At 36.0% G+C, this 15,014-nt stretch carries 9 protein-coding genes; all 9 read left to right on the top strand.

The features are described from left to right. The first annotated feature begins 176 nt into the window (after window positions 1–176). Window positions 177–1,643, top strand: coding sequence for an FtsX-like permease family protein (locus JZO69_RS14570; protein WP_207113564.1), 1,467 nt, complete (start codon window positions 177–179; stop codon window positions 1,641–1,643). A 12-nt stretch (window positions 1,644–1,655) separates the two neighbouring features. Continuing rightward, a complete protein-coding gene (locus JZO69_RS14575; protein ID WP_207113565.1) occupies window positions 1,656–2,330 on the top strand; it encodes an ABC transporter ATP-binding protein in 675 nt (224 codons plus the stop codon). Then, window positions 2,323–3,897, top strand: a complete 1,575-nt coding sequence (locus JZO69_RS14580) for a PASTA domain-containing protein (protein WP_207113566.1) — start codon at window positions 2,323–2,325, stop codon at window positions 3,895–3,897. The genes JZO69_RS14575 and JZO69_RS14580 overlap by 8 nt, the downstream gene beginning before the upstream one ends. 317 nt (window positions 3,898–4,214) lie before the next feature. Further along, the gene (gene uppS / locus JZO69_RS14585) at window positions 4,215–5,018 is read left to right on the top strand and encodes an undecaprenyl pyrophosphate synthase (RefSeq protein ID WP_207113567.1); all 804 of its coding nucleotides are present in this window, start codon (window positions 4,215–4,217) and stop codon (window positions 5,016–5,018) included. Beyond that, window positions 5,015–5,815, top strand: a complete 801-nt coding sequence (locus tag JZO69_RS14590; protein WP_207113568.1) for a phosphatidate cytidylyltransferase — start codon at window positions 5,015–5,017, stop codon at window positions 5,813–5,815. The genes uppS and JZO69_RS14590 overlap by 4 nt, the downstream gene beginning before the upstream one ends. Before the next feature lie 58 nt (window positions 5,816–5,873). Then, a complete protein-coding gene (locus JZO69_RS14595; RefSeq protein WP_207113569.1) occupies window positions 5,874–7,034 on the top strand; it encodes a 1-deoxy-D-xylulose-5-phosphate reductoisomerase in 1,161 nt (386 codons plus the stop codon). Further along, on the top strand, window positions 7,031–8,299 hold the full coding sequence (gene rseP, locus JZO69_RS14600; RefSeq protein ID WP_207113570.1) for an RIP metalloprotease RseP: 1,269 nt from the start codon (window positions 7,031–7,033) through the stop codon (window positions 8,297–8,299). Before JZO69_RS14595 ends, rseP begins: the two co-directional genes overlap by 4 nt. A gap of 72 nt (window positions 8,300–8,371) precedes the next feature. Then, complete coding sequence (locus JZO69_RS14605; RefSeq protein WP_207113571.1) at window positions 8,372–10,084, top strand: proline--tRNA ligase; 1,713 nt, start codon at window positions 8,372–8,374, stop codon at window positions 10,082–10,084. Between the two features lie 336 nt (window positions 10,085–10,420). Next, window positions 10,421–14,773, top strand: coding sequence for a PolC-type DNA polymerase III (locus tag JZO69_RS14610; protein ID WP_207113572.1), 4,353 nt, complete (start codon window positions 10,421–10,423; stop codon window positions 14,771–14,773). The last annotated feature ends 241 nt before the right edge of the window (window positions 14,774–15,014 follow it).

A 15,014-nucleotide genomic window follows, 5' to 3' on the forward strand; every position in this document is an offset into this window, starting at 1 on the left:
TAAGGTTTCTTATTGTTTTTTATATTTTCTAGTGATTTAGTTATTTAAATAAAAAATAATTATAATTTATTGAAATTATATGATAAAACAAGCGGATAAAAAAACTCCTTGTTAAACTAGAAGTGTTATGGAATAATGATAAGTGTGTATATATTTTCTTAAAGGGGGATGAGAAAGTGAATTTTATCAAACGTGCATTGTTGAGTGTTACTAGAAAGAAAGGAAAATCACTAATTCTATTTGCGGTGATTTTTGTATTAGGAAATGTGATTGCAGGATCAATCGCAATTCAACAGTCTACACAGAATGTTGAAAAAAGCGTCAAAAAACAATTAGGCGGTATGGCAACCATTCAACTTGATTATGAAAACAATCAAGAAGAGTTTGGCAAAGAAGATCTTAAAATTGATTGGCTTAAAGTTGATTTGATGAAAAAAATCGGAGAATCTTCTTATGTGAAATATTACGATTATAATGCTAACAATATGATACAGACCAAAGATTTGAAGAGTGTAAGCTTAGATTCAGAGCAATCTGGAGGAATGATGGAAGGCTTTACCTTAAAAGGATCAAACTACAATAAAATTTTAGATGTTGAAGAAAACAAAATAAAAGTAGTGGACGGTAAAGTATTCACTCAAGACGACATTGATAACGGTAAAAATGTTGGCCTAATTTCCTCAAAGGTTGCCGAAGAAAACGGACTATCAGTTGGTGATCAAATGATCATGGATAGTAGAGGGTATGATTACAGTGAAAATGGTGATGAAAAAGAACTATTTAAAATAGATGTACCTATTCAAATCATCGGAATTTTTGAACCAACAACTGTAGAAATGAAAGACAAAGATAATAAAAAAAATGAGAGTCAAAATCCGAATGAACAATTTATGTCGTTGCAGCAACTTAATACCGTTTATTTAACAAATAAATCAGTTTTAGAATTCAACAAAAATTATACCGATAAGTTTAAAGAAGTAGATCCAAATAGCCCACTTATATCAGAAGATGAACCAGAAGCATATTATACGCCTGTATATGTACTAAAAAGTCCTGATGATGTGGAAGCATTTAAACAAGAAACACAACCACTTTTACCTAAGCTGTATACAGTGCAAGCATCAACTGATCAATACGAACAAATTGGTGGAAGCATGAAGAAAATGTCAAAAATTTCAGGATATGTAGTTTTGATTGCCGTGATTGCAACATTATTGATTATTTCTCTTGTTGTTTTATTATTTATGCGTGATCGCAAGCACGAATTAGGTATTTATTTGTCTTTAGGAGATAAACGTAGTCACGTAATGGGGCAAATAATTATTGAAATGCTGATCATCAGCGGTATTGCTTTGATCATATCATTGATTACTGGAAACCTATTAGGGAAAATGGTTTCTGAGTCGTTGTTGAATAGCGATATGTTAAGCAGTGCAAATGATCAAATGAATATGTTCATGGCGTTTGATGGTTTAGGTTCAAGTGACCTTACAGCAGATGATATCATGAATGCTTACGAAGTTAAATTTTCATTAGGTTATATTGTAACGTATCTGATTGTTGGACTGGGAACAGTATTATTATCCGCAATTTTACCATTATTGTATATTGTTCGCTTGAATCCAAAAAAAATCATGATGTAGGAGGTAAGGAAAATGGCGATTTTAGAAGCAAAAAATCTTAGTTATTTTTATCAAGATGGCGATCAACGTCGTTTTATTTTAAAAGATACCAATGTTTCTTTTGAACAAGGAAAATTCTATACAATTCTAGGGCAGTCAGGTTCAGGAAAAACGACCTTTCTTTCTTTGATCAGTGCGTTGGATACTCCTAAAGAAGGGCAAATTTTGTTGAATGGAAAAGATATCAAAACAATTGGGTATGAAAAATATCGCCGTGATGAGATCAGTATTATTTTTCAGAGCTATAATTTAGTTCCTTATCTAACTGCTTTAGAAAATGTCTTAGTGGCTATGTCGATCACAGACAATGATCTACCTCCAAATCAAAAAGAAGTTGCGTATAATTTGTTGGATTACATTGGGATCACAAGTGAAAAAGCGGACCGCCTTGTTAATCAACTTTCAGGTGGTGAGCAACAACGCGTTGCGATTGCACGCGCATTAGCGACGAATGTAGATGTTATTTTAGCTGATGAGCCAACGGGAAATTTAGACGAAGGCATGGAGCAAGAAATTGTCGATATTTTTCATAATCTCGCGAAAGTTCATAATAAGTGTGTCATTGTTGTGACTCACTCAAATGATATTGCGGAGCAATCCGATGAAACTTATTACCTGAAAAAAGGTGTGTTGAAAAAACATGAGTGATTTTTTATCAAATTTTAGTGGAGACAATTATGAGAAAACCCGCCAACAGAAAAATGAACAAAAAGAAAAAGCGAACCAACCTGAATCAAAAAAGAAAATACAATCTGATAATTCTTCAATAAATAAAGACAAGCAAGTTTTGGAAAAAGAGGAGAGTAAGCCAGAAGTGTCTATTGGCCCTCAAAATATTTCCAAAAATAAGCAAGAAACTCTTAAACAGAACAACACAATCAGCCACTCAGAAAATGAATCAAAAAATCAAGAAGACTTGATTTATACAAAAAAACGATTAAAAAAGAAGCAACATGAAGTTGAAAATGAACCTGTCGATGAAAATCAAAAAAATCCAGATGAAGTGATTGAAACAGATCCAACTTATAAAAACAAAAGAATCAAAAAATTTGTTCTTATTGGTTTAGGAAGTTTAGTCTCAATCTTGTTGTTGTATTCTGGTTACTATCAAATGACACATGTGAAAGTACCTGACTTTGAGGGGAAAGAATTGTCAGACGTTCGTGAATGGACAACTGAAAACGGAGTGAAGCTCCAAGTAGAGCAAAAATACGATTTTGATAAAGAAGCAAATCTTATTATTCATCAAACGGTAAAAAATAAGAAAATTAAAAAAGGCAAGGAATTGCTGGTTGATGCTAGTTTAGGCGCAGATCCAGAAGAGTTGGTTTCATTGCCGGACTTTAAATCAATGAAACTTGCTGAAGCCAAAGATTGGATTAGCAAACAAAAAGCTGATAACATAGCAGTCATTGAAGAATACAGTGACAATGTAGTTGCTGGAGATTACCTGAAATTCGAAATAACAAATAAAGATACCAAAGCTGAAAACTACAAACGTAAAGATAAAGCGAAACTTTATTTTTCTAAAGGAAAAGAAATCTTCGAAAAAAACATTTCAATGCCAGATTTCGCAGGCAAAACGAAAGAAGAAGTAACAGAATGGGCTAAGAAAAATGAAATTACATTAAAAGTAGACGAAGCGGATTCTGTCAAAATTGAAAATGGAAAAGTCATTTCTCAAAGTGTTGGAAAAGACACAAAAGTTGCCAAAAAAGAATCATTGACTGTTGTTGTTTCAACCGGAAAAGCTTTGGTTGTCCCTGATTTTTCACAATTTACAGCAGAAGAAGCAGAATCAAAAGCTGATGGGTTACAAGTTCAAGTCAAACAAGTCTTTAATGATGTAGTTCCTTACGGTCACTTTATCAGTCAATCCGCAGAGATTGGTAAGAAATATACGGAAAAAGATGAAAAACCTGTAATTCAAGTGATATATTCATCTGGTAAGCCTTACATTAAAGATTTGCGAGACAATACTTTAGAAGGTGATTTACAGAAGATTTTTTATGATGAGTATCAATCTAAAGGGGCCAATATTACGTACCAAGTCTATTACGTTGATTCAACAGTTACAAAAGGAACCGTAGTCAAAATGAGTAAATACAATGAATTTGCCCCAATTGATTATGTTGTTCAAATCGGTATCAGTAAAGGTAATTTAAAACCAGAAGAAAAGAAAACTTCAGAAAAAGTAGAACAATCAGATAATTGATTCTCGTTTAAGTAGATTGATTAGTGTATCGTGCGTGGAAGTTAAGGAAGTCGAAACGAAGGGCAGCAGATGTTTTGATTTTGCTGGATATTTAGATTCCATGTGACTGGGATATGACTCGCAGAGTTATGTTCCAGTCACTTACTTTTTGTTTTTAATTATTAAACATAGCTATATAAGTCGCTTTTTTGACAGAGATTACGGTGTATCACCAATAAAATGATTAAATAATATCGAAAGTTTTTTCATTTGCATAGGTTTTTCTGAAAGATATTGTTATAATGGTTTAGACAGATTTTTGGATTGGAGGGAAAAATATGTTACGTTTTTTTCCGCAAAAGAATAAGTACATACAAGAAGAGAGTACATTTACCTTTAATAGCGATGGGCCGATCCCAAAGCATGTCGCAGTAATTATGGACGGAAATGGACGATGGGCACAAAATCGCCGTTTACCAAGAATTGCCGGACATAAAGAAGGAATGAATACGGTAAAAAAAATCACGAAACATGCAAGTAAATTAGGCATCAAAGTTCTTACGTTATATGCTTTTTCTACAGAAAACTGGAAACGTCCAACTGACGAGGTAAGTTTTCTAATGCAGTTGCCAGTTGATTTCTTCGATACATTTGTTCCTGAGTTGATCAAAGAAAATGTGAAGGTTCATGTGATGGGCTATAAAGAATTTTTACCTGCTCATACGCAAGATGCAGTAGAACGTGCAATTGAACAAACGAAAGATAATACTGGTATGGTTTTAAACTTTGCATTAAACTATGGATCAAGAGCGGAGATTATTACAGCGGTAAAAGAAATTGCTGAACAGTCGGTCAACGGTCAACTTACTCCGCAAGATATCACAGAAGAGACGATTGCAACTCATTTGATGACTGGGTTTTTAGCGGATGATTTAAGAGACCCTGAATTATTGATTCGTACAAGTGGCGAAGAAAGAATCAGCAATTTTTTACTTTGGCAGATTGCTTACAGCGAATTGTTTTTTACGGATGCATTGTGGCCTGATTTTAATGATGAATTACTGGAAAATGCCTTAGCATCGTTTCAAAATAGAAATCGTCGTTTTGGCGGTTTAAAGGAAACTGAGGAGGAAGATAAATGAGACAGCGCGTTATTACAGCAGCCGTAGCATTAGTTGTTTTTATACCAATTATTTGGTATGGAGGCTTTGTGATCGAATTAGCGGCAGCGTTATTGGCGGTCGTAGGAGTTTATGAATTATTTAGAATGAAAGGTTTAGAGATTGCTAGCTTTGAAGGTGTACTTTCAGCCTTAGGTGCAGTATTTTTAGTTCTGCCTAAAGATCGTTGGTTTTACTTTTTACCAGAAAAGGCAGATAATTTTATTTTATTTTATCTGACTGTCATGATTTTGTTAGGCGGTTTAGTTGCTTCTAAAAATATGTATACCATCTCTCAAGCTGGATTTCCAGTTATTACAAGTCTATATGTAGGCGTTGGGTTCCAAAACTTTGTGAGTGCCCGACATACTGGGTTTGTCGTATTGCTTTATGCACTGTTTGTTGTGTGGTCAACTGATATTGGCGCTTACTTTATTGGGAAGCGTTTTGGCAAAAGAAAGCTATGGCCGGAAGTTTCCCCTAACAAAACAATCGAAGGATCACTAGGTGGTATTCTTTGCGCGGTTGTTGTGGCACTTTTATTCTTGACATTGACACCAAATAAAGAACTATTTGCGTATAATTTACCAATTATGTTAGTTATAACTGTAGTCTTTTCAATTGTTGGTCAATTTGGTGATTTAGTTGAATCATCAATTAAACGTCATTATGATGTGAAAGATTCTGGAACTATTTTACCAGGACATGGCGGCATACTAGATCGTTTTGACAGCTTACTTTTTGTTTTTCCAATCATGCATTTATTCGGACTATTTTAATTTCTAAACAAGAAGGGAAGGTGAAAAACTCTGAATGTTCAGAGTTTTTCTTTTTACTATGAAAAAAATCGCATTATTAGGTGCTACAGGTTCGATCGGCACAAGTACAGTGGATGTAGTTACTGCAAATCCAGAATTATTCCAAATCGTTTCGCTAACTTTTCACTCTAGTAGTGAGCAAGGTGCAACTTTGATTAAGCGTTTAAAACCTCTATATGTAGGGGTTGGTTCACAAGAGATCAAAAGTGAATTGTCTTCGCGTTTTCCAGAAGTAGAATTTGGTGTGGGAGAAGTTGGCCTAATAAAAGCTGCGACACTTGAAGATGTGGATGTTGTATTAACTGCAGTTTCAGGAAGTGTTGGTTTGAAGCCAACGATGGCTGCTATCGAAGCGGGGAAAGATATTGCATTAGCTAATAAAGAAACATTGGTCATGGCAGGACAATGGGTTATGGAAGCGGCTGTGAAAAATAATGTTAGTATCTTACCAGTAGATAGTGAACATTCAGCGATTTTCCAATGCTTAGAGGGCCAAAAACAAGGAAATTTAAATGAGCTAGTGATTACGGCTTCTGGTGGTAGTTTTAGAGATTTGACCCGGGAAGAGCTAAAAGCTGTTACTTTAGAACAGGCATTGAAGCATCCAAATTGGTCAATGGGAAAAAAAATTACGATAGATTCTTCAACAATGATGAATAAAGGGTTAGAAGTTATTGAAGCCCATTGGTTATTTAGTACAGATTATGATAAAATAAAAGTTGTTTTACATAAAGAAAGTATCGTTCACTCAATGATCACCTTAAAAGACGGTGCATATCTGGCTCAACTTGGACCAAGCGATATGCGTGAACCGATTCAATATGCGTTGACTTATCCGACCCGTTTACCAATTAAAAACGAGAAACCATTTGATTTGACGCAGATCGGGCAATTAAATTTTGAGCCAATGGATTTTGAGCGTTTTCCAATGCTTGCGTTAGCATTTATTGTTGGAAAAAAAGGCGGCGCGTATCCTACCGTTTATAATGCGGCAAATGAAATCGCAGCAACAGCATTTATTAACGGTGAAATTTCATACTTAAAGATTGAGGAATTGGTTCAACGAGCAGTTGAAAATTACAACGAAACTACTGAAGTCACTTTATCAGAAGTGATTGATATCGATAAACAAACTAGAACTATCGTAGAAAGATGGATTAAGGAAGAAGGTCGTTTATGAAAACAATCATTACATTTATTATTGTCTTTGGGATTCTTGTCTTAGTGCATGAATTTGGACATTTTTTCTTCGCAAAGCGTTCAGGCATTTTAGTACGTGAATTTGCGATCGGCATGGGGCCAAAGATATTTGCACACCAAGGAAAAGATGGGACGGCTTATACGATTCGTATCTTGCCGATCGGTGGTTATGTGCGCATGGCTGGTATGGGAGAAGACGAAACAGAACTAGCCCCCGGAATGACTCTTTCTGTTGAATTAAATGAACAGGAAGAAGTCGTAAAAATAAATACAAGTAAAAAAGTTCAGCTAACTAACAGTATTCCCTTGGAAATGTTGGAAGCTGATCTGGAAAAAGATTTATTTATCAAGGGCTATGTCAATGGCGATGAGTCAGAGGAAATTACTTATAAAGTGAACCATGATGCAACCATTATTGAACAAGACGGTACAGAGGTTAGAATCGCACCAATCGATGTACAGTTCCAATCAGCAAAGCTTTGGCAACGGATGTTGACTAATTTTGCTGGACCTATGAATAACTTTATTTTAGCCTTTGTATTATTTACAGTTTATGTCTTTCTGCAAGGCGGGGTGACGTATACAAATACCAATCTAATTGGCGGTATTCAACCAAATAGTCCAGCAGAACAAGCTAGCTTAAAAGCAGATGATCGAATTGTATCGATTGATGGAAATTCTGTTGCTAATTGGGAGGATTTTACAAAGATCATTCAAGAAAGTCCTAATAAAGAGCTAAATCTGATGGTTGAATCAGATGGCAAGACTAGAGAAGTGGATATCACACCTAAGAGTGAAAAGTCAGGCAAACAAGAAATTGGGATAATCGGAATTTTACCACCGAAGAAAACTGGATTTACAGATAAGTTACTTGGCGGTGTCCAAACAACGTTAAGTAGTTCTATGCAGATTTTCAAAGCGTTAAAATCATTATTTACTGGATTTAGTTTAGATAAATTGGGTGGTCCGGTAATGATGTTCCAAATGTCTGCTGAGGCATCAAAAGCAGGTTTGAATACAGTGATCTGGTTAATGGCTATGTTATCAGTCAATCTTGGAATTATCAATTTGTTACCAATTCCAGCTTTAGATGGCGGGAAGATCATTCTAAATATTTTTGAAGGACTTAGAGGCAAACCGTTAAGCCAGGAAAAAGAAGGAATAATAACACTTATTGGTTTTGGTTTCATTATGTTATTGATGGTGTTAGTGACTTGGAATGATATTCAACGTTTTTTCTTTTAAATAATTAATTAGATTTTATGACGAATGACTTGAGGAGTTTCACCATATTCGTTTAAACAAAGGAGAGTTCTAATGAAACAGTCAAAAATGCTAATCCCAACCTTACGTGAGGTGCCTAATGATGCAGAAGTTTTAAGTCATCAAATGTTGCTAAGAGCAGGGTATATTCGCCAAGTCTCAGCAGGGATTTACTCGTATTTACCATTAGCAAATCGAGTGCTTGAGAAATTGAAAAAAATCATGCGTGAAGAATTCGATAAAATCGATGCAATTGAAATGCTTATGCCGGCGTTACTTCCAGCAGAATTATGGAAAGAATCAGGACGTTACGAAACTTATGGACCAAATCTTTATCGCTTAAAAGACCGTAATGATCGTGACTTAATTCTTGGGCCAACACACGAAGAAACATTTACAGAATTGATTCGTGATGAAGTAAATTCATATAAACGTTTACCATTGAACCTTTATCAAATTCAAACCAAATATCGCGATGAAAAACGTCCGCGTTTTGGTTTGTTACGAGGTCGAGAATTTATTATGAAAGATGGCTATTCGTTCCATGCTGATGAAGAGAGTTTAGATCAATCATATCGAGATTATGAAAAAGCCTACTCAGCTATTTTTGAACGTTGCGGCTTGAATTTCCGTGCAATCATCGGTGATGGTGGCGCTATGGGTGGAAAAGACTCTAAAGAATTTATGGCGATTTCTGATATCGGTGAAGATACGATTTGTTTTTCAACTGATGGGGATTATGCAGCGAATTTAGAAATGGCTACTAGCCTATATACACCTAAAAAATCACATGAAACACAATTGGATATTGAAAAAGTAGCAACACCAGATGTTGGCACAATCGAACAGGTTGCAGCATTTTTCAATGTTGAGCCACAACGTATTATTAAGTCTGTTTTGTTTATGGCTGATGAGGAACCTGTTTTAGTTTTAGTCCGTGGAGATCATGAAGTAAACGATGTTAAGTTGAAAAATTTCCTAGGCGTTGATTTCTTGGAAGAAGCGACTGATGAAGATGCACGTAAATATTTGGGAGCTGATTTTGGCTCAGTAGGTCCAGTTGAGTTGTCAGAAGAAGTAAAATTATTTGCGGATCTCCATGTTCAAGACTTAGCGAATGCAATTACAGGAGCTAACGAAACTGGCTTCCACTTAAGCAATGTTAATCCAGGTCGTGACTTTACACCAATCAGCTACGAAGACCTGCGTTTTGTTCAAGAGGGCGATCCTTCACCTGATGGAAATGGTGTTTTAGAATTTACTAAAGGAATCGAGATCGGTCATATCTTCAAACTTGGCACTCGTTATAGTGAAGCAATGGGAGCGACTGTTTTAGATGAGAACGGCAGAGAAAAACATGTAATCATGGGTTGTTATGGCATAGGTGTCAGCCGTTTACTTTCTGCAATCGTTGAACAAAATATTGACGAGAATGGCATAAACTGGCCAGCAGGGATTTCACCATTTGATTTACACGTTGTTCAAATGAATGTCAAAGACGAATATCAAACAAAACTTGCTCAAGAAGTGGAAGAAGTAATGTCCACAGCGGGTTATGAAGTATTAGTTGATGATCGTAATGAGCGAGCTGGCGTGAAATTTGCAGATGCTGACCTGATTGGTTGCCCAATTCGTATCACTGTTGGTAAAAAAGCAGTTGACGGTGTGGTAGAAGTGAAAATCAAGCGCACTGGAGAAATGGTTGAGGTTCGTAAAGAAGAACTTGAAAGCACATTGTCTATTTTATTGAACGCAGACAAAGAATAATACTTAAACGTCTACGAAATTGATTTTCGATCAAGTTTCGTGGGCGTTTTCCTATGATTGTTGGCTTCATAAAGGGAAATAAATGATAGGTAGCTGTTTTTTGTTTACATTGTATTTCATTAGAAAAAATAGTATACTTTATTGTGGCGAGGCACTTGGCAGAAATGTCTAAGGGCCTCTTTCTTATCAAATCATCCAGTTGATTTTTACTATATTATATATAGCGGGCTGTCTATGGATAAAATAATGAGGGAAAAAGCACCTCACTTATATTTTCCTATTTTTCAGTTAAGGCAGAGAGAGCCTGTTCCGCTTTTATTATAAGGAGGTTCATTAGTGGCAGAGAAGGCACAAGAGTTATTTAAAAAGTTGATTGATCAAATTCAATTAAACGAACAAGAACGACAACATCCTCTTATTCAGAATGGAAGAATTGACAAAGTAGTTGTTCATCAACAAAGCCGCTTATGGGAGTTTCATTTAGGATTTACTGAAATTTTACCTGTGATGCTGTACCAATCTTTTATGCAGCAACTAGAACTTGCTTTTCAGCAAATTGCAGGTGTATCTGTAAAAATTTCAGCTGACAAAAATGAATTTACAGAAGAACAATTGACGGACTATTGGCAATTAGCTTTATTGAATAGTCAATGTGACACGCCTTTAGTTCAACGTGTAATCAAAACACAAACGCCAATTATCGAAGATAAAAAGATTATTTTACCTGTCGATAATGATGCGGTTATTCCTTATTTAAAACAACAATACTTACCAATTATTGAAGAACTTTACATCAATTACGGTTTCCAAAAGTTCCATATTGAACCTAAAATGGATGAGCAGCAAGCCAAACGCGTATTAGCGTTATTTGAAGAACGCAAACAAGAACAAGATGCCGCTTTTCAACAGCAAGCAGCTGAATCATTAGTTAAACATGAACAAAAGAAAAAACAGCAACAACAACAAGGCCCTGCTCTTGAAGGACCGATTCGTTTGGGTAGAAACATTCCAAATGACGAACCGATCATGCCTATGGGCAATATCTTAGAAGAAGAACGCCGAGTGACGATCGAAGGGTTTGTTTTTGATGTTGAAGTAAGGGAATTAAGATCAAAGCGAAAAATTTTAATTTTAAAAATCACTGATTATACTTCGTCATTTATCGTTAAAAAATTCTCGAATGGTGAAAAGGACGAACAAATTTTTGATGCGATTCAAAAACATAGTTGGGTTCGTGTTCGAGGCAGTATTCAAGAAGATACTTTTATGCGTGACCTAGTGATGAACTGTCAAGATCTGATGGAAGTCAAACATGCACCGCGTAAAGATTATGCACCCGAAGGCGATAAACGTGTAGAACTTCATCTACACAGCAATATGAGTACCATGGATGCGACAAACAACGTTGCCGATTATGTTGCTCAAGCAGGTAAATGGGGCCATAAAGCAATAGCAATTACCGATCATGGCGGAGCGCAAGGCTTCCCAGATGCTCATAGTGCTGGAAAAAAAGCTGGCGTAAAAATACTATATGGTGTAGAAGCCAATGTTGTAGATGATGGTGTTCCTATTGCGTATAACGAAGCTCATATTGAATTAACAGATGCTACTTATGTAGTATTTGACGTAGAGACGACTGGATTATCCGCTGTCTATGACACAATTATTGAGTTAGCCGCGGTTAAAATGCACAAAGGAAATATTATCGATACGTTTGAACAATTTATCGATCCAGGTCATCCATTGTCACAAACGACTATTAATTTGACCGGGATTACAGATGAAATGGTCCGTGGGTCTAAATCAGAAGAAGAAGTTCTGCGCTTATTTAGAGAATTCTCAGAGGATACGATTTTAGTTGCCCACAATGCATCATTTGATATGGGATTCTTAAATACAAGTTACGGGAAGTATGATATTCCAGAAGCCGAAAATCCTGTTATCGATACATTAGAATTGTCTCGTTATTTGAATCCTACTTTTAAGAGCCATCGTCTAAATACATTATCTAAAAAGTTCGGCGTTAATTTAGAACAACATCACCGTGCGATTTATGATTCTGAGTCAACTGGGCATTTATGTTGGATCTTTCTGAAAGATGCTAAAGAAAATCATAATATGAATTATCATGACGAACTGAATATGCATATTGGAGAAGGCGATTCTTATAAACGTGCCAGACCTTTCCATGCTACGATTTTGGCCACAACACAAGCAGGGTTAAAAAATCTCTTTAAACTAATTTCTATGTCTAACATCGATTACTTTTTTAGAATACCAAGAATTCCTCGTTCACAATTAAGTAAACTACGAGAAGGTTTGATCATTGGATCTGCCTGCTCCAGTGGTGAAATTTTTGAAGCAATGATGCAAAAAGGTGTCGAAGAAGCAAAGAATCGAGCGAAGTTTTACGATTATATCGAGGTGATGCCAAAAGCAGTCTATGCTCCTTTACTTGAACAAGAATTGGTGAAAAGTGAGGCCGACCTAGAAGAAATTATTGAAAACCTAGTAAAAATTGGTGATGAACTGGACAAACCTGTTGTTGCAACTGGAAATGTTCATTACTTAAATGAGGAAGACAGTATTTATCGTAAAATATTAGTTGGATCAATGGGAGGGGCGAATCCGCTCAATCGTCATAGTTTACCAGATGTTCATTTTAGAACGACAGACGAGATGCTGACAGCTTTTCAATTTTTAGGCGAAGAGACTGCACATCGAATCGTTGTAGAAAATCCTAATCTTATTGCGGACATGTGTGACGAAATCACTCCTGTCAAAGATGATTTATATACACCAAAAATTCCAGGTTCGGAAGATGAAATCAGAAACTTAAGTTATACTCGAGCAAAAGAACTATACGGAGATCCGTTACCAGATATTGTTGAAAAACGTTTGAAAAAAGAATTGGATAGTATTATCGGAAATGGATTTTCAGTTATCTACTTAATTTCACAAAAATTAGTGCATAAAAGTATGGAGGATGGCTATCTAGTTGGTTCCCGTGGATCTGTGGGATCCAGTTTTGTAGCGACGATGACAGGTATCACAGAGGTCAATCCTTTGGCACCACATTATCATTGTATCAACTGTAAGCATTCTGAATTTTTCGATGACGGATCTTATGGTTCGGGTTTTGATATGCCAGAGAAAAATTGCCCCAACTGTGGTCAGCGATTGTTTAAAGATGGTCATGATATTCCGTTTGAAACCTTCCTAGGTTTCCATGGAGATAAGGTACCCGATATTGATTTGAACTTCTCTGGAGATTATCAAGCAGAAGCTCATAACTATACGAAAGTGTTGTTTGGTGAGGAATATGTATATCGAGCTGGAACGATCGGTACTGTGGCGGATAAAACAGCTTACGGATTTGTAAAAGGCTATGAACGAGACCACAATCTTCACTTTAGAGGAGCTGAAGTAGATCGGTTAGCCAAAGGATCTACTGGTGTGAAACGAACAACTGGACAGCATCCAGGAGGGATTATTGTTATCCCAGATTATATGGATGTATATGATTTTACCCCAATCCAATATCCAGCGGACGACCAAAATTCTGAATGGAAAACAACTCACTTTGACTTCCACTCGATCCATGATAATATTTTGAAACTCGATATTTTAGGACATGATGATCCTACTGTTATTCGGATGTTGCAGGATTTATCTGGAATCGATCCCAAAACGATTCCAACAGATGATCCTGAAATGATGCGGATCTTTGCTGGTCCGGAAGTATTGGGTGTGACGTCAGAGCAGATCTATTCTAAAACAGGTACTTTGGGAATTCCTGAATTTGGGACTCGTTTTGTACGTGGGATGTTAGAGGAAACGCATCCATCAACATTTGCGGAGTTGCTGCAAATATCCGGATTGTCACATGGAACGGACGTTTGGCTGGGAAATGCTGAAGAACTGATTCGTCGTGGCGAAGCAAATCTGGCAGAAGTAATCGGTTGTCGTGATGATATCATGGTTTACTTGATTCATGCTGGTTTAGATAGTGGGATGGCCTTTAAAATCATGGAAACTGTGCGTAAAGGATTATGGAACAAAATTCCTGATGAATTAAGAGATGAGTATTTAACAGCTATGAAAGAGAACAATGTCCCAGATTGGTATATTGATTCTTGTTCTAAAATTAAATATATGTTTCCAAAAGCCCATGCGGCAGCATATGTTTTAATGGCGTTACGTGTTGCGTACTTTAAAGTATATTTTCCAATTCTTTACTACTGTGCTTATTTCTCAGTGCGTGCAGACGATTTTGATCTTGTTGCTATGTCACAAGGAAAAGAAGCGGTAAAAGCACGGATGAAAGAAATCCAAGATAAAGGTTTGGAAGCATCTACAAAAGAAAAAAATCTATTAACGGTTTTAGAACTTGCCAACGAAATGATTGAGCGCGGCTTTAAATTCGGTATGATCGATTTATATAAATCAGACGCTGAGAATTTTGTGATTGATGGGGATACATTGATTGCGCCATTTAGAGCTGTCCCCAGCTTAGGACTTAACGTAGCCAAATCAATCGTTGAAGCAAGAGAACAACCATTCTTGTCTAAGGAAGATCTTGCAAGTCGAGGGAAAGTTTCTAAAACATTGATTGAATATATGACTGAAAATGGGGTCTTAAAAGATTTACCAGATGAAAATCAATTATCATTATTTGATATGTTATAAAAAGACAGAGCAAGGTGTGAATACTTAGCTCTAAAATAAAAAGGAAATGCCATAAAATTATTTCGATAATTTTATGGCATTTCCTTTTTTTTGATGAATAGATTCCTCTATAACAATGTTATTAAATCAATCCTTGCTAGTAAAAATTAGATAAAATGTTAGTTTGTTTTGAGCACTAAATGATTCAGGTTTGGCGAGTGGAAAATGTGGATTATTTGTTATAATAATCTAAATGCAATAA

The organism is Candidatus Enterococcus ikei, from assembly GCF_017316105.1.
GTDB lineage: Bacteria > Bacillota > Bacilli > Lactobacillales > Enterococcaceae > Enterococcus_L > Enterococcus_L ikei.

Excerpts from the sequence above, each read along its gene's own strand:
- rseP (WP_207113570.1), top strand. The coding sequence starts at position 7,031 with ATGAAAACAATCATTACATTTATTATTGTCTTTGGGATTCTTGTCTTA.
- JZO69_RS14605 (WP_207113571.1), top strand. The coding sequence starts at position 8,372 with ATGAAACAGTCAAAAATGCTAATCCCAACCTTACGTGAGGTGCCTAAT.
- JZO69_RS14575 (WP_207113565.1), top strand. The coding sequence starts at position 1,656 with ATGGCGATTTTAGAAGCAAAAAATCTTAGTTATTTTTATCAAGATGGC.
- JZO69_RS14590 (WP_207113568.1), top strand. The coding sequence starts at position 5,015 with ATGAGACAGCGCGTTATTACAGCAGCCGTAGCATTAGTTGTTTTTATA.
- uppS (WP_207113567.1), top strand. The coding sequence starts at position 4,215 with ATGTTACGTTTTTTTCCGCAAAAGAATAAGTACATACAAGAAGAGAGT.
- JZO69_RS14580 (WP_207113566.1), top strand. The coding sequence starts at position 2,323 with ATGAGTGATTTTTTATCAAATTTTAGTGGAGACAATTATGAGAAAACC.
- JZO69_RS14595 (WP_207113569.1), top strand. The coding sequence starts at position 5,874 with ATGAAAAAAATCGCATTATTAGGTGCTACAGGTTCGATCGGCACAAGT.